The 15,232-nt window shown below is 70.1% G+C and carries 15 protein-coding genes; 4 read left to right on the forward strand and 11 right to left on the reverse strand.

Annotated features, from left to right (window positions below; all coding sequences use genetic code 11):
* Positions 1-32: 32 nt before the first annotated feature.
* The 3 genes from cofC to ABIE21_RS08165 are packed head-to-tail and all read right to left on the reverse strand — an operon-like array spanning position 33 to position 2,591.
* Positions 33-782, reverse strand: a complete 750-nt coding sequence (gene cofC / locus ABIE21_RS08155; protein WP_354024272.1) for a 2-phospho-L-lactate guanylyltransferase — start codon at positions 780-782, stop codon at positions 33-35.
* Positions 779-1,630 carry a coenzyme F420-0:L-glutamate ligase gene (locus tag ABIE21_RS08160; RefSeq protein ID WP_354024273.1) on the reverse strand — a complete coding sequence of 284 codons (852 nt, stop codon included), beginning with the start codon at positions 1,628-1,630 and terminating at the stop codon, positions 779-781. Before ABIE21_RS08160 ends, cofC begins: the two co-directional genes overlap by 4 nt.
* Complete coding sequence (locus tag ABIE21_RS08165) at positions 1,590-2,591, reverse strand: TIGR03557 family F420-dependent LLM class oxidoreductase (RefSeq protein WP_354024274.1); 1,002 nt, start codon at positions 2,589-2,591, stop codon at positions 1,590-1,592. The genes ABIE21_RS08160 and ABIE21_RS08165 overlap by 41 nt, the downstream gene beginning before the upstream one ends.
* Positions 2,592-2,704: 113 nt before the next feature.
* Here ABIE21_RS08165 and ABIE21_RS08170 point away from each other — a divergent pair, with 113 nt between their 5' ends.
* Both ABIE21_RS08170 and ABIE21_RS08175 read left to right on the forward strand, forming a co-directional pair.
* Complete coding sequence (locus ABIE21_RS08170; protein ID WP_354024275.1) at positions 2,705-3,286, forward strand: TetR/AcrR family transcriptional regulator; 582 nt, start codon at positions 2,705-2,707, stop codon at positions 3,284-3,286.
* Positions 3,287-3,294: 8 nt separating this feature from the next.
* Positions 3,295-4,125, forward strand: coding sequence for an endo alpha-1,4 polygalactosaminidase (locus ABIE21_RS08175; protein ID WP_354024276.1), 831 nt, complete (start codon positions 3,295-3,297; stop codon positions 4,123-4,125).
* On the opposite strand, the gene ABIE21_RS08180 is transcribed toward ABIE21_RS08175, so the two are convergent.
* From ABIE21_RS08180 to ABIE21_RS08190, 3 genes are all read right to left on the reverse strand, one after another.
* Positions 4,122-4,745 (reverse strand): hypothetical protein, encoded by a 624-nt coding sequence (locus ABIE21_RS08180; RefSeq protein WP_354024277.1) that lies wholly within the window; start codon positions 4,743-4,745, stop codon positions 4,122-4,124. The two genes, ABIE21_RS08175 and ABIE21_RS08180, sit on opposite strands and share 4 nt — an antisense overlap.
* Positions 4,746-4,880: 135 nt before the next feature.
* On the reverse strand, positions 4,881-5,363 hold the full coding sequence (gene coaD / locus ABIE21_RS08185; RefSeq protein WP_354024278.1) for a pantetheine-phosphate adenylyltransferase: 483 nt from the start codon (positions 5,361-5,363) through the stop codon (positions 4,881-4,883).
* Positions 5,364-5,386: 23 nt separating this feature from the next.
* Positions 5,387-6,313 (reverse strand): LysR family transcriptional regulator, encoded by a 927-nt coding sequence (locus tag ABIE21_RS08190; RefSeq protein ID WP_354024279.1) that lies wholly within the window; start codon positions 6,311-6,313, stop codon positions 5,387-5,389.
* Between the two features lie 71 nt (positions 6,314-6,384).
* Here ABIE21_RS08190 and ABIE21_RS08195 point away from each other — a divergent pair, with 71 nt between their 5' ends.
* The gene (locus ABIE21_RS08195) at positions 6,385-7,305 is read left to right on the forward strand and encodes an EamA family transporter (protein WP_354024280.1); all 921 of its coding nucleotides are present in this window, start codon (positions 6,385-6,387) and stop codon (positions 7,303-7,305) included.
* Positions 7,306-7,322: 17 nt separating this feature from the next.
* Here the strand turns inward: ABIE21_RS08195 and ABIE21_RS08200 are convergent, their stop codons facing one another.
* The 3 genes from ABIE21_RS08200 to ABIE21_RS08210 form a co-directional block, all read right to left on the reverse strand.
* Positions 7,323-9,503 (reverse strand): ATP-dependent DNA helicase RecG, encoded by a 2,181-nt coding sequence (locus ABIE21_RS08200; protein ID WP_354024281.1) that lies wholly within the window; start codon positions 9,501-9,503, stop codon positions 7,323-7,325.
* Between the two features lie 71 nt (positions 9,504-9,574).
* Positions 9,575-10,699, reverse strand: a complete 1,125-nt coding sequence (locus ABIE21_RS08205; protein ID WP_354024282.1) for a magnesium and cobalt transport protein CorA — start codon at positions 10,697-10,699, stop codon at positions 9,575-9,577.
* A 105-nt stretch (positions 10,700-10,804) separates the two neighbouring features.
* On the reverse strand, positions 10,805-12,517 hold the full coding sequence (locus ABIE21_RS08210; protein ID WP_354024283.1) for an acyl-CoA dehydrogenase family protein: 1,713 nt from the start codon (positions 12,515-12,517) through the stop codon (positions 10,805-10,807).
* Positions 12,518-12,610: 93 nt separating this feature from the next.
* Here ABIE21_RS08210 and rsmD point away from each other — a divergent pair, with 93 nt between their 5' ends.
* The gene (rsmD, locus tag ABIE21_RS08215) at positions 12,611-13,180 is read left to right on the forward strand and encodes a 16S rRNA (guanine(966)-N(2))-methyltransferase RsmD (RefSeq protein WP_354024284.1); all 570 of its coding nucleotides are present in this window, start codon (positions 12,611-12,613) and stop codon (positions 13,178-13,180) included.
* Between the two features lie 4 nt (positions 13,181-13,184).
* On the opposite strand, the gene ABIE21_RS08220 is transcribed toward rsmD, so the two are convergent.
* Positions 13,185-14,243, reverse strand: a complete 1,059-nt coding sequence (locus ABIE21_RS08220; RefSeq protein ID WP_354024285.1) for a Gfo/Idh/MocA family protein — start codon at positions 14,241-14,243, stop codon at positions 13,185-13,187.
* 11 nt (positions 14,244-14,254) lie between these two features.
* Complete coding sequence (gene thiL / locus ABIE21_RS08225; protein WP_354024286.1) at positions 14,255-15,229, reverse strand: thiamine-phosphate kinase; 975 nt, start codon at positions 15,227-15,229, stop codon at positions 14,255-14,257.
* Between the last annotated feature and the right edge of the window lie 3 nt (positions 15,230-15,232).

The raw sequence follows: 15,232 nt of genomic DNA on the forward strand, positions 1-15,232 counted from the left end.
GGGGGCAGGAGTCTGCGGCCGACGTCAGCGGCTCAGAAGTCGACCGCGGCGGTGTGCGCGCCGAGGCGGGGACGCAGGGCGCGCAGCTGGTGCTCGGTGTCGACGTCGTTGCGCAGTCCCGAGGTGACGGGCACCGGCAGTTCGGCGTAGCCCGCGGCGAGATGCGCGGCGTGCGAGCCGGGACCGAAAGCGGTCGCGTGCACGGCCCCGTCCGCCGCCGTGACGAGCACGCTGCCGCTGCCCTCGGCGTCGGCCACCATGGCCAGCGGATGCCCCGTCGCCGACACGAGTGCCGCCTCGAGCTCGCCCGCGGTCAGCGCCGGGAGATCGCCGAGCAGCACTGCGGTGCCGCGGCCCGGAGCGCCCAGCTCTGCAGCCAGCTCCAGGCCGCTGGCGATCGCCGCGGGCAGGCCGGCCGGTTCGTCCTCGACGACGACGAGCACGTCGAGCTCGTCGAAGGACGGCGCGGCGGCGGCGCTCGTGACGACGAGCACACCGATGACGGAGGGCGCGGCGAGCGCGGCCGACGCCGTGTCGAGGGCGATCGCCAGGGCGAGCGCGGGACGGTGCACCGAGTCGCCCAGCCGCGACTTGGCGTCGCCGGTGCCCTTCACCGGGATGACGACGATCCACTCGCGCGTCGCCTCCGGCTCGTGCGACTCGGCGACCGGCCGTCCCGTCTTACGCACGCCCGTGTCGCGGGGTCGCGACTCGAACTGCGCGATTGCCGCGTCTTCGATCGACTGGCGCGCCGAGGATCGGGAGCGCGGCGTGTCGGTCACGGCGTCCCTCGGTCGGCGTCGGGCGCTGCCGCAGCAGACGGGTCGGGGTGCGCTGCGGCGCCCGCGCGGCCCGCCTCGAAGCCTCGCTGCCATGCCTCGTCGGTGCCGAGCCGGAACATGTCGTTGCGCGCCGGGCGGATCAGGACGCGGGCGCCGGGCGCATCCGCATCGAGCAGTCGACCGAGCCCGCGCACGACGGCGACCGGGAGCCCGCCCGCCTTGCCCTTGACCAGGTCGGCGGCCGCGGCGATCTCGTCGCCGACGGCGGGAGCCGTCACGTCGAGCGAGCGTCCGTGGCTGTCGCGGGTTCCGCGCAGGTCTTCGATGAGGCGCACTCCGCTCGCCCCGATCGCGACGTCGGTCTGCCCCTCGCGCCAGGCACGCCCGAGGGTGTCGGTGATGATGACGCCGAGGCGCAGGCCGAAGCGCTCCTCGAGGGCGAGGCGCAGGGTGCGGGCCGACGCGTCGGGGTCGAGCGGCAGCACGAGCACGGTGCCCGCCGCCGTGTTGCTCGAGTCGACGCCGGCCGCGGCGGCGACCATGCCGAGCCGGTTCTCGACGATGCGGGTGACGCCGCCGGGGTGGCGACGGGTCGCGACGACGCGCACGGTCTCGTCGGTGATCGCCTGCTCCCGATCGTCGGCGTGCACGATGCGGCCCTCGGCCTTGGAGACGATCTTGCTCGTGACGGCGAGGATGTCCCCGTCGGAGAGCAGCCCGTCGAGGGCGTCTCCGATGAGGATCGAGAGATCGTCTCCCGGCTTCACCTCGGGGATGCCCGCGGCGGCGTATACGGACAGCACGGGATCAGCGCCCCAGCTTGGGCAGCACGTCGCGGCCGAAGACATCGATCCACTCGCGCTGGTTGCGACCGACGTTGTGGAGGTAGATGCGGTCGAAGCCGAGGTCGACGAACCTCTGGATGTAGGCGCGGTGCACGTCGGGGTCGGAGTCGATCACGAGGCGGCCCTCGAAGTCCTCCGGGCGCACCAGCTTCGCCATCTGCTCGAGCTCGAACGGCGATCGGATGTCGCTCTTCGGAAACTTCATGCCCCCGTTGGGCCACTCGACGAGCGCGTTGCGCATCGCCTCCTCCTCGGTGGGCGCCCAGCTCATGTGCAGCTGCAGCACGCGGGGCATGGTCGACGGATCCTTGCCCGCCTCGCGCGCGCCCTCGTCGAACTTGGCGAACAGCCCGGCGATCTTCTCGATCGGAGCTCCGACGGTGATGAGCCCGTCGACCGTCTTCCCCGCCCGCTTGGCGGTGACGGGTCCGGCGGTCGCCACGAGGATCTCGGGGGCGACCTCGGGCATCGTCCACAGTCGCGTCGACTCGAGTTTGAAGAACTGCCCGGAGTGCTTGGTGTCCTTGCCCGCGAGCGAGGCCGTGAAGAGCTTCTTGATCACGTCGATCGCCTCGAACATGCGGTTGATGCGCTCGGGGGCCTCCGGCCAGTACTGCCCGACGATGTGCTCGTTGAGCGCCTCGCCCGAGCCCAGCCCGAGCCAGTGGCGGCCGGGGTACATGGCGGCGAGCGTCGCCGATGCCTGGGCGACCATCGCGGGGTGCCAGCGGAACGTCGGAGCGGTGACGCCGGGACCCATGTCGCCGGTCGTGCGCTCACCGATCGCGGCGAGCACGTTCCAGACGAAGGCGCTCTCGCCCTGCTGCGGCACCCACGGCTGGAAGTGGTCCGCCGCCATAACGCCGCTGAACCCGTGCTGCTCCGCGTAGACCGCGAGCGCTACCGCCTCGGTCGGGTGGAACTGCTCGAGCATCGCGGCGTAGCCGACCTGCAAACCTGTCATGACTCAATCCTCACACTTCTTCGTTTCGAGTAAATTGCACGGCCGCGACGCACCTGACGAAAACACAACACAATGTACCCGGCACAGAACGAGCGTTCTGTTATCGTTGCCGAATGTCCACTCCCGTCCTCACCGAGAAGCGCCCGTCCGAGGCGCGCGAGCGCCTGCTGGCAACCGCCTCCGACCTCTTCTACCGCGTGGGGATCCACGCGGTCGGCGTCGACCGCGTGGTCATCGAGTCGGCCGTGACGCGAGCGACTTTCTACCGCCACTTCCCGAGCAAGGAAGACCTCGTCGAGGCCTACCTCGACCGCGAGGACACGAGCATCCGCTCCCGCCTGGCGGCGGCCAGAGAGCACGGCCCGAGCCCCGACGAGCTGCTCGAGATCCTCATCCAGCGCGTCGCCGACGACGTTACTTTTCTGCACACCCGCGGATGCCCCTTCATCAACGCCTCGGCGGAGTATCCGGATGCTTCGAGCCGGGTGCGTGTCGCAGTGCGCGAGCACCGCGCCTGGTTCAAGGACGAGCTGCGCGGCGCCCTGGAGGCGGCGGGCCGACCCGATCCGTCAGGCGCGGCCGCGGCTCTCGTGCTGCTGCGCGATGCGGCGCTCGTCGGCGGATACCTCGACGGCCCAGACGCGATGCGGGACACCTTCGTGGCGACCGCGCGCACGGTCGCCGGCCTGAGCTAGTTTCTCCCGTGCCCCGCACGTCGAGCGCGGCAGCCGCCGCGGTCGCGGCACTCCTCCTCGCTGGCTGCGCGGCGCCCGCACCCGACGCGGGCGGCGACTCGTCGCAGCGGGTGGTGCTGCCTCCCGCCGGCGTGGTCATCGACTACCAGCTCTCCGAGGGGTACGATCCGGCACCCGGAGTCGCCGGCGTGGTGCGCGACAGCGCCGACGTCCCGGCGTCAGGGCTGTACTCCATCTGTTACATCAACGGTTTCCAGTCCCAACCCGCCGACCGCGAGAGGTGGCTCGCCGACAACCCCGACCTGGTGCTCCTCGACGGAGGGCAGCCGGTGATCGACGCCGACTGGCCGGACGAGCTGATCCTCGACACGTCGGACGCCGGGAAGCGGGATCGGATCGCCGCCATCATGGCCGACGACTTCTCCGCCTGCGCGGAGAAGGGTTTCGATGCGGTCGAGATCGACAACCTCGACAGCTACGGGCGCAGCGGGGGCAGGCTCGACCAGGACGGCGCCATCGCCCTCGCATCCCTCTACACGGCGACGGCGCACGCCGCCGGGCTCGCGATCGCGCAGAAGAACTCTGCCGAGCTGGGCAAGCGTGGCCGCGAGCAGGCGGGGTTCGACTTCGCCGTCGCCGAGGAGTGTCGGCGATTCGACGAGTGCGCGCTCTACACGTCGGTCTACGGCGACCTCGTCTTCGACATCGAGTACACCGACGACCTGCGGGGCACCTTCGCAGAGGTCTGCGCCGACCCCCAGGTGCCGGCATCGACGATCCTGAGAGACCGCGATCTCACGACGCCGTCGAGCCCGGACTTCGTTTTCGAAGCCTGTTAGTCGAGAGAATCGGTTCCGCGCAGCTTCGCGAGCAGTTCGGACTTGTTGAGGCGCGAGTAGCCGGTAACGCCGTTCGAGCCGGCGTAGCTGCGCAGCGCGACCATCGTCCATGACTCGCTCGGCTCGGTGCTCGCTCGCACCGCCGAGGTTCCGGTGTTGGGCACTCGGCTGCGCGTGCGGGTGGCCGGGGCGCGCTTCGCTATAGTCACGCTCTCGGCGACGGGGGTGGGAGTGGCCGGCGACTTCTCCGCGGCCTTCTCGAGCTTCTCGGCCTCGATCTCGACGGTCGCGGCGATCTCCTCGACGAGGGTGTTCTTCTTCTTGAGGAGCTTGCGGGCCCGCGCCTCGTCTTTCCTGGCGATCTTCTCAGCGAGCTCCTTGGCCTTCTGCAGCTGGGCGCGAACTTTTCCGCGCTCCTTCTTCAGCTGCTTCTTGGCCTTGGCGGCGGCCTTCTCGGCGAGTGCGGTGTCTTCGGCGAGCGCCTTCTTGAGCATCTTTGCCTCGGCCTTGAGGTCGGACTTGGTCGGCTCGCTGTTCTTCAGCTTCTTGCCCTCGGTCTTCTTGGCTTCGGCCTTCTTGACAGCCTTGGTCTCTGACTTCTTGTCGGTCTTGGTTGCCACGGTGTGCTCCTCGCTCAGAAGTGGGGTGTTCCCCACCCGAATCGGTTCATTCTCCCGCGAGGGAGGGTTCTGCGGGCATAAGCCACACGCCTGTTGCGTGAAGTAAGCGGTAAAACTGGGTGAACTGCGCCCGCGTCAGGACTTCTGCAGGTAAGCGGCGACGGCGCGTGGCACGTAGGGGCTCACGTCTCCGCCGAGCGCCGCGACCTGGCGCACGAGGGAGCTGGAGACGTGGGCGTGCGCCGGATCCGGCAGCATGAAAATCGTCTCCACTCCGGCGAGGTTGCGGTTGACGATGGCCATCGGCGTCTCGTACGCCACGTCGACCTGCGAGCGGATGCCCTTCACCAGCACGCTGGCTCCCACGTCGGTGCAGTAGTCGACGAGCAGGCCGACGCTCCAGCTGGTGACGACGATGGTGCCGGGCATCTCGGCCTCGGCGATCGCCTGCTCGATGAGCGAGACGCGCTGAGAGATCGGCAGGAGCGCGGTTTTACCGGGGTTGTGCACGACGAGAACGTGCAACTCGTCGAAGAGTCCGGCCGCTCGTGCGATCACATCCAGGTGTCCGAGCGTGACGGGGTCGAATGAACCAGGGACGACGGCGATCCTCTTCATACGCTCACCCTATCGCGCGCTTGTTACTGATTCGTTACACGACCGTCGGGTCGGTAGCGCCGGGACTCGGCGACCAGCGCGTCGACCACGACGCGCACCGCGAGCCGCGCCGCCCGGTCGGGGCGCATCAGCGCCTCGATGTGCCTGCCGGCCCGGAAGTCGACGAGCGGCAGCAGCCGGTAGCGGTCGGCGGCGCGCTCCCTCGAGGTGTAGCGCGGCAGCAGGGCGATCCCGTGCCCGGTGGCGACGAGGTTCTCGATGAGCGGCAGATGCGTCGTGCGGTAGACGATGCGCGGAGGGACGCCCGCCCGCACCGCCATCGCCGTGAGCACGCGGTCGAGCGGGAAATCGACCGGCACCGTGATCCAGCCCTCGCCGATGACGTCGGCGACAGTGACGCTCGGCCGGTCGGCCAGAGGATGGTCGAGAGGGACGGCGACGTCGAGCGGCTCCCGCACCAGCGGCACGATGTTCAGCACCGACCGCTCCGGCGGGAGGGCGTCGTCGGAGCGGTGGGCGAGCACGATGTCGTAGTCCGCCGCGAGAGCGGCGAAGTCGTCCTGCGACATGTCGCGGTCGTCGACGTCGAGGAGGATGCCGGGGTGGTCGTGCAGACGCGTCAGCAGCCCCGGGACGAACAATTCGGAGGCGGAGAAGAACGTGGCGACCCGCACCGTTCCCGTCGCCTCGCCCCGGTACGCGTTCCAGACCGCCTCGGCCTCGGCCATCGCCGTGGAGATGCGTACCGAGCTGGCGGCGAGCGCGCGCCCGGCATCGGTCAGGCGCACCCCGCGGCCGACCCGCTCGACGAGCACCACGCCGACCTGGCGCTGCAGCGTCTTGAGCTGCTGGGAGACGGCGCTCGGCGACTTGCCGAGGGCCGCGGCAACCTCGGTCACGCTTCCGCGGTCGGCCAGTTCGCGCAGCAGGGCGAGTTGACCCACATCCATGAAGGCAGTCTACAAAGATCGTGCATGATCCTGCGCTAGTCCTTCATCGAAATTCGCGACACCATGGAGACATGTCCCTCCGCGACCGCCTCCTCGCTCTCTTCGTCGTCGTCTGCTGGGGCCTGAACTTTCCCGCCACCGCGCTCGCCCTCGAGCACTTCCCGCCGTTCTTCCTCGTGGCGTTGCGGTTCTCGATCATCGCGATCCCCACCCTGCTGTTCATCCCGCGCCCGAAGGTGCCGTTCCGCTGGCTGCTCGGCGTCGGGCTGGGCATCGGCACCCTGCAGTTCGCGTTCCTCTACCTCGGCATGGCTGCGGGCATGCCGAGCGGGCTCGCCTCGATCGTGCTGCAGGCCTCCGCCCCGTTCACCGTGCTCATCGCGGGCGTCTGGCTGCGCGAGCGCATCACCGCGCGCCAGGCGGTCGGCATCGCCGTCGCGGTCGTCGGCCTCGGCGTCATCGCCTTCCACCGCTCCCAGCTGGCCGCGCTGCTGCCCGTGGTGCTCACCCTGTGCGGCGCGCTCGGCTGGGCGATCGGCAACGTGTCGAGCCGCAAGGCCCAGGCGCCCAACGCGCTGCACCTCACCCTGTGGATGTCGGTGATCCCTCCGCTGCCGATGATCGCCGTCGCGTTCTGGGTCGAGGGACCCGCGCGCATCGGCGACAGCCTCGCCACGGCCCTCACGCTGGAAGCCCTGCCATCCGTTCTCGGCCTTCTCTACATCGTGGTCATCGCGACGATCGTGGGCTACGGGATCTGGAACGGCCTGCTCAGCCGCTACCCGTCGAGCACGGTCGCCCCCTTCTCGATGCTCGTCCCCGTGGTGGGAGTGCTCGCCTCCTGGGCGGCGTTCGGCGAGGTGATCGACCTCACCGAGCTGCTCGGCGGCGCGGCGGTCGTCGTCGGGGTGCTCGTGGCGAGCTACCGCCGTCGAGCGAGGTCGGTGCCCGAGCCGATGGTGCCGCCGCAGCCGGTTCTCGCAGAGCGCTAGCTCTCGGCTTCGAGAGGCTAGCTCTTCGAGAGGAAGGCCTCGGCCTCGGCGTCGAGGCGCCGGGCGAGCGCGTCGCGCAGTTCGGGGTAGTCCTGCAGAGTCGGGTCGACCTCGAGCACCGCCGAGGCGAGGTCGCGCGCGTCGGCGATCAGCTCGCCGTCCTTCGCGACGCGCAGCAGCCTGAGGCTCGAGCGTCCGCCCGACTGCGTGTTGCCGAGCACGTCGCCCTCGCGGCGCAGTTCGAGGTCTTTCTGCGCGAGCTCGAAGCCGTCGAGGGTGGATGCCACGGCCTCCACCCGCTCGCGGGCGAGAGACTCGTCGTCGGCGTGGGTGACGAACAGGCACACGCTCGGCACCCCTCCCCGGCCGACCCGGCCGCGCAGCTGGTGCAGCTGGGAGACTCCGAAACGGTCGGCGTCGAGGATCACCATCGTGCTCGCATTCGGAACGTCCACCCCGACCTCGATCACGGTTGTCGCGACGAGCACGTCGATGCGGCCGGCCGCGAAGTCCTGCATGATGCGGTCTTTCTCGTCGCTCGACATGCGCCCGTGGAGGGTCTCGATGCGCTTGCCGGCGAGCACCGGGTTCGAGCGCAGCTCGGCCGTGGTGTCGGTGACGTTGGCGATGGGGCGCTTGGCGGCGGCTCCGGTCGCTGAGCTCGTCGAAGCGTCCTCGTCGACGAGCTCGAGGTCGGTGTCCGCAGAATCGATCGCGGGGCAGACCACGAATACCTGCCTGCCCTGCGCGATCTCCTCGGCCGCCCGCACCCAGACCCGGTCGTACAGCGGTTTGTTCCAGACGACGAAGCTCTTGATCGGCACGCGGCCGCCGGGCAGTTCCGCGATCGTCGAGATGTCGAGATCGCCGAAGACGGTCATCGCGACGGTGCGCGGGATCGGCGTGGCCGTGAGCACGACCACGTGCGGCGGAGTCGCGCCCTTGAGCCGCAGCGCCTCGCGCTGATCGACGCCGAACCGGTGCTGCTCGTCGACGACGACGAGGCCGAGGTCGTAGAAGCCCACGTTGTCGCTGAGCAGCGCATGGGTTCCCACGACGATCTGCGCGGAGCCGGAGACCGCGGCGAGCAGCGCCTTCCGCTTCTCGGGCACGCTCAGCTGCCCGGTGATGAGGGTCGGCCGCAGCTTCGCGGCGAGGTCGGGGCCGAGGGTCTTCACGATCGAGCGGAGGTGCTGCTGGGCGAGCACCTCGGTCGGGGCGAGCAGCGCCGACTGGCCGCCCGACTCGGCGACCGCGAGCATGGCCCGCAGCGCGACGAGCGTCTTACCCGAGCCCACCTCGCCCTGCACCAGGCGGTTCATCGGCGTACCACCGGCGAGGTCCATGAAGATCTCGTTGCCGACGAGCTTCTGGTCGCCCGTGAGGGTGAACGGCAGCGCGGCGTCGAAGCCGGCGAGCAGCTTTCCGGGGAGTCGAGAGGTGCTCTTAACCTCGCGCAGTTTCGCTCGCTGCTGGAGGAGGGCGGCCTGGAGCACGAAGGCCTCTTGAAACCGGAGGGCCTTGCGTGCGCCGCCCCATTCGGCATCCGTCGCCGGTCTATGGATGCTCTGCACGGCCCTCTCGTAGCTCGTGAGCTTTCGCCTCGTGCGGATCGCCGGCGGAACAGGGTCGGGCAGCGGCGGCAGGGTGTCGAGCACGACGGTCATCGCCTTCTGGATCTGCCAGCTGGTCATCGACGCCGTGGCCGGGTAGATCGGCACGAGGTTCTCGAGGAACTTGCGCGCGGCCTCGTCGCGGTCGTGCTGGCTGGCGCCGACGTCGGTCGACGTGTCGAAGAGCTCGTAGTCGGGGTGGGTGAGCTGCAGGGCGCCCCGGTACTCGCCGATCTTGCCCGCGAAGATGCCGCGCACGCCCGGCTTCAGCTCGTCTTTGCGGAACGCCTGGTTGAAGAAGGTGAGGGTGAGCACGCCCTTGCCGTCGCTGATCTTCACCTCGAGGATCGAGCCTTTGCGCGCCTGCATCGACCGCTGCCGCACCTCGATCACCTCGGCGACGATGGTGACGTTCTCGTCGAGCGGCAAGTGGGTGAGCTCGGTGAGCTCGCCGCGACGGATGTACCGGCGGGGGTAGTGGCTCAGCAGGTCGCCGACCGTCTTCAGTCCCAGGCCCTTGGCCAGCGCTGCGCTCGTGCGGGGGCCGAGCGCGTTCTTGAGCGGCTCGTCGAGCGGGGAGGTCACGGGTACAAGGGTACGCGGCTCACGGACGCTGAGCTTGTCGAAGCGCTCGTGTGTGTACGGGTTCTACGGCGCTACAGCCACTTGCGCCCGCGGAACACCGCGAACAGCGCGCCGCCGATAGCCACCATCGCCAGCAGCGCCGCCGGGTAGCCGAACTCCCAGTCGAGCTCGGGCATGATCGCGAAGTTCATGCCGTAGATTCCGGTGACGAGCGTCGGGGCGAAGAAGATGGCCGCCCACGCCGAGATCTTGCGTGCCTCCTCCGCCTGGCGGTTGCTCGACTCGGTGATCTTCTGCATGTCGTCGTTCTGGCGTTGCGCCACGAGGGTGCCGTTCACGGTGAGGATGTCGCGCAGCAGTGTGCGGAATTCCTCGATGCGCTCGTTCACGTGCTCGACGTGGTCTGCGACGTCGCGCAGGTACTGCTGCAGGTCGACGGCGATCGAGTACTTGTCGAACCCGCTCGACAGCTGATCGAGGATCTCGATGAGCGGCTGGGCAGCGCGCTGGAAGTCGATGACCTCGCGCGACAGCTCGTAGATGCGCCTGGACACGCGCGGATCGCCGTCGAACACCTGCGTCTCGATCTCGTCGATGTCCTTCGCGATGCCGGCGACCACGGGCGCGTAGCCGTCGACGACCGCGTCGAGGATCGCGTACAGCACCGCCTCGGTGCCGCGGGCCAGCAGGTCGGGCGACTCCTCGAGACGGGCGCGCACGAGCGAGAGGTCGGGCGACTCGGCGTGGCGCACGGTGATGACGAAGTTGCGGCCGATGAACACGTGCAGTTCGCCGAATTCGACCTCCTCCTCGCTGTCGAGGTAGCGCGCGGCCCGGAGCACCACGAACAGTGTGTCGCCGTAGCGCTCGAGTTTCGGACGCTGGTGCGCGAGCACCGCGTCTTCGACCGCGAGCTCGTGCAGGCCGAACTGGCCCGCGAGCGAGGTCAGCTCGTCGGCGGAGGGGCGGTAGAGGCCGATCCAGGCCATAGATCCGTCGTGCCGGTCGAGGGCGGAGTAGGTCGCGCCGAGCGAATCGAGCTTCTCGATGCGGCACCCGTCGACGTAGATCGCGTTGTTGACGAGGCTCGACCGGCCCACCGGCGCCTCGGCGGCACGCAGGTCGACGGGTTCTGCGGCGGGAACGGGCTTGCTGCGGGAGAGGCCGCGAAACGGCTTGCGAAAGTCGGGGGCCATATCAGCCACGGTACGCCCGTCGGGTGAACGTGCGGTGCCACGCTCTCTCAGCCTGTCGAAGCGCCATTTCGGCAGGCGCCCTTCGACAGGCTCAGGGACCGTGGCTCAGAGGTCGAACGCGTAGCCGTTCGACTCGCGCACCGCCTTGCCCAGTTGCTTCGTCGCCCCGTCGGAGTTGATCTCGAGCGAGCGCAGGTCGCGGCCCACCTGCCGGGCGGTGCTCTCGCAGAAGTTCACGGCGAGCGCGCGCTCGGCGTGGGTCGCAGAGACGCCGTCACGCTCGGTGACCGCCGTGATGCGGCTGATGACGGCGACCTGCGCATAGATTCCGGATGCGGCATCCGAGAGTCTCTTCTGGATCAGCTGCTTCTCCTGCACCTTCTTGCCGTGCCTGCGCAGCGCCGCCTCGGCCCGGTCGCGCAGTCGCGCCACCTGCTCGGAGACCGCGGAGACCTGCTTACCGACGCTCGCGTGCGCGCCGGCGAGCTTCTCGGGGCGCAGGGCGCGGTTGACGCGGCCGGCGACGTAGGGGGCGAGCACGCCGATGGCCTTCGCCGGGTCGCTGATCGTGAGGGAGCGCACGTCGGGCAGGGCCTCGCTGAGCGCCTTGATGCCGTTGAGGGCGACGTAGGCGCGCATCACGTCGTTGGCGCCCTCGAAGATCGGGAAGATGCGGAAGTCGCGCAACGCCTTGGAGAGGGGGTGGTCGTCCATGTAGGCGGTTCCGCCGTGCACCTGGAACGCCTTGTTGAGGGCTTTCCAGCCGACGTCGCTCGCGACGACCTTCGTCATCGCCGACTCGAGCGAGAAGTCGGCGACGCCGCGGTCGACGAGCCCGGTGGTCAGGTAGCTCATCGACTCGAGGCCGTAGATCTGCGTGTTCATCCAGGCCGCCTTCTCCTCGACGAGCTCGAAGTCGATGAGGGGCCGGCCGAACTGCTGGCGGGCATTGGCGTGCTCGAGGGTGTAGCCGAGGAATGTCTTCATGCCGCCGGCGATCGACGTGCCCATCGACATGCGCCCGTTGTTCAGGGTGTTCATGGCGATGCGGAAGCCGTCGCCCGGCTCGCCCAGCAGGTTCTCCGCCGGCACGCGCACGTTGTTGAAGTGCACGCGCTGCAGGTTGTTCGCGCGGAGGCCGAGCGTGTCGAAGCGGGGTCCGGTGCTGAGGCCCTCGGTTCCCTTCTCGACGACGAGGGCGACGTGGCCGAGGTCGCTGCGCGCGAACACGGTGAGCACGTCCTTCGAGCCGTTGCCGATCCAGCGCTTCTCGCCGTTGAGGATCCAGCTGCCGTCGCTCTGCCGCTCGGCCCACGTCTCGAGGTTGTAGGCGTCGGAGCCGACGTTCGGCTCGGTGAGCACGAACGCGGCGAGCTTGCGCCCGGCCGCGAGGTCGGGCAACCAGCGGGCCTTCTGGTCGTCGTTGCCGTAGAGGTAGATGGGCTTGGTACCGATCGACTGGTGCACGCCCATAACGACGGCGAGCGCGCCGTCTGAGCGGCCGAACTCCTCCATCACCCGGCAGTAGCCGGTCTGGCTGAGGCCCTGGCCGCCGTACTGCTCGTCGACGAACAGCCCGAGCAGGCCGCGCTCTCCGAGGTCGCGGATCGTGTCGTCGCCGACCCAGCGGTCGGCCTCGGCCTTCCACGGGTCGTAGGTGTTCGCGAGGTAGTCGCGTGCGCTGCCCGCGAGGGCTTCGACCTTCGTGCGCTCCGCGGACTCGAGCAACGGGTATGGCATCACGAGCTCGGAGTGGGTGTTTCCGAGGAAGAGAGCCTTGGTGAAGGAGGGCTTGGATGAACGATCGACGCTGGCCATGCATCCGATTGTGTGGATTCTCTGGCGGTCTCGCCAACGCTTTGTCGCATCCCTACTACGAAGGCCCGGTGGAATCCCGGTACCGTTGGGGCAATGACCCGCATCATCTCCGGCTTCGCCGGTTCGCTCACGCTCGCCGTTCCCCGCTCGGGCACACGCCCCACGAGCGACCGGGTGCGTGAGGCGATCTTCTCCGCGCTCGACGCGCGGGGGGCGCTCGACGGTGCCCGGGTCGTCGACCTGTACGCGGGCACCGGTTCGCTCGGGCTGGAGGCGGCCTCCCGCGGCGCCGCGCACGTGACCCTGGTCGAGATGGGGCCCGCCGCCGTGAAGGCCTGTCGCGCGAACGCGGCCCTCGTGCTGCGCTCACGGCCGAAGGGCAGCGCGCTGGCGATCGAGACGTCGGGCCAGGCCGTCGACGCGTTCCTCGCTCCCTCGGTCGCGATCTGGGACGTGGTCTTCCTCGACCCGCCGTACGACCTCGGCGAGGCCGAGCTGGCGCATACGCTGGCGCTGCTCGCCCCGCGCGTCTCCCCCGACGCGGTTGTCGTGCTCGAGCGCAGCTCGCGCAGCCCCCAGCCGCAGCTGCCCGCCGGCCTCGAGGTCGAGCGTCGCAAGGACTACGGCGACACGACCCTCTGGTGGCTCGGCGCCGCCGAGTAGCCTGCTACGCCCAGGGCATCTCGCCCGAGTGCAGCGTCTGGCCCGACTCCGCGGCCTCGTCGACGAGCATGCCGAGGTAGTGGTCGTGGCTGGCGTCGGCGAGCGAGTAGAACGGCTCGCCCGTCTGCACGAACACCGCCATGCGGTGCATGACCTCGGCGACTGCGAGCTCGTCGTCGTTCAGCCGGGCGGGAGCGAACCGGTTCTCGAAGTGCACCGTGTCGCGGAGCAGGATGCGACGCAGGTAGCTGCCCTCGAGGTCGCCGTCGATGCCGGTCGCCTCACGGTGCAGCCGCTCGCGCCGCGGCTCCCCCGGACCGGCCAGCCACGCCACCTCGTCGTTCACGAGCTCGCCGTGGGAGCCCGCGATGATCATCTGGCGGGAGCGGATGGGCGAGAAGTACTGCTCGCCGTTGAAGTCGAACTCCGCCGTAGCCCGCCCGAAGTCGAGATGAGCGGTCGTGGTGACCGCGTCGACCTGCTCGAGCGTGGCCGACCATCCGCCGCGGCCCCGGCCGGTGACCATCCGTTCGACGGCGGTGTGCGCGGTGATCGCGACCGGTTCGAATCCGATGCCGAGAGCCAGTCGCACGAGGCTGATGCCGTGGTAGCCGTGCGCGACCGAGACCCGGGCGCGCTGGACCTCGCCGAGAAGTCCCGACCGTGCGACCGACAGCCGCGCGGAGTGGTGCGGCTGGTACTGGTACTGCTCGGCGACCTGCACGGGGGCCGACCCGAGCTCCTCGTTGAGCGCCACGAGGCCGGGCAGGTCGGGTGCCGGCGGCGTCTCTGTGAGCACCGGGATGCCCGCGGCCGCGAGCTGTGCCGTGATCTCCGGGGCCACCGCCCACGGGGTGGAGACGACGACGTAGTCGTAGGCCGCGGCGGTGAGGAAGTCGGCCATGCTCGTGGTCGCCGCGACGCCCCACTCGCGTCGCACGCGTTCCGCGGACTCGTCGCTGCGCACCAGCACGCGGGCGACCGCGAACCGCTCGGGGAGATCGCGCGCGATCCTGAGGAAGTACTCCGCGCGCCAGCTCGCACCGACCACGCCTATCGTCACGGGAGAGCTCATCAGCCGCGACCTCCGCTCCACTGCTCGTAGGGATCCCAGCCGCCGCGCTCCTCGTAGTGCTGCCCGTCGACGAGCAGGCCGGAGCCCGCCACAACGGTGCCGATGGCGCGGAATCCGCCCGGCAGCGACGTGCCGGGCGGGAAGGTGGCGAGCAGGGAGTGGTCCTCCCCGCCGTCGAGCGCCTCGCGGGAGCCGATCGCGGCGGCGTCGAGCGAGAGGGCGACTCCGCTCGCCTGCGCGATCCGGCGGGCGTCGAGCGCGAGCCCGTCGCTGAGGTCGAGCATCGCCGTCGCGCCCGCCTGCGCGGCGAGCACGCCGTCGGCGATGGGCGGTGTCGGGGCGAGCTGGGCGGCGACGAGGTCGGGGTCGCTCGCGCGGAGGGAGGCCGCGGCCGAGGCATCCGGCTGTCCGTCCACCGTGCCGCGCTCGAACAGCAGGGCCAGGCCCGCCGCGGCACGCCCGAGCGCGCCGGAGACGGCGACGACGTCGCCAGGGCGGGCGCCGGAGCGCAGCACGGGGGCGCGTCCGGAGAGGTCGCCGAAGGCGGTGACGGCGATCGTCAGTGTGTCGGAGACCGAGAGGTCGCCGCCGACGACGCCGCAGCCGGGGGCGAGCGCGAGGCACGCGTCGCGCAGGCCGTCGGCGATGCCCTCGAGCAGGGAGACGGGCGAGTCGGCTGGGGCGGCGATCGCCACGACGAGGGCGGTCGGCGTCGCGCCCATGGCCGCGACGTCGGCGAGATTGGATGCCGCGGCCTTCCAGCCGAGGTCGTGCGGGGCCGACCAGGCGAGACGGAAGTCGGGGCCGTGGATCATCATGTCGGTCGTGACCACGAAGCGGGAGTCGGGGGCCGACATCACCGCGGAGTCGTCGCCCGGTCCGACGAGTGCGTGGTCGGACTGCGGCAGGCGGGGGAAGATGCGCGCGAGGGTGGCGGACTCCCCGATGCCGCGCAGCGTATCGGGTTGCGTCATGCT

It is taken from the genome of Conyzicola nivalis (genome assembly GCF_040548875.1).
In the GTDB taxonomy this organism is placed as follows: domain Bacteria; phylum Actinomycetota; class Actinomycetes; order Actinomycetales; family Microbacteriaceae; genus Conyzicola; species Conyzicola nivalis_A.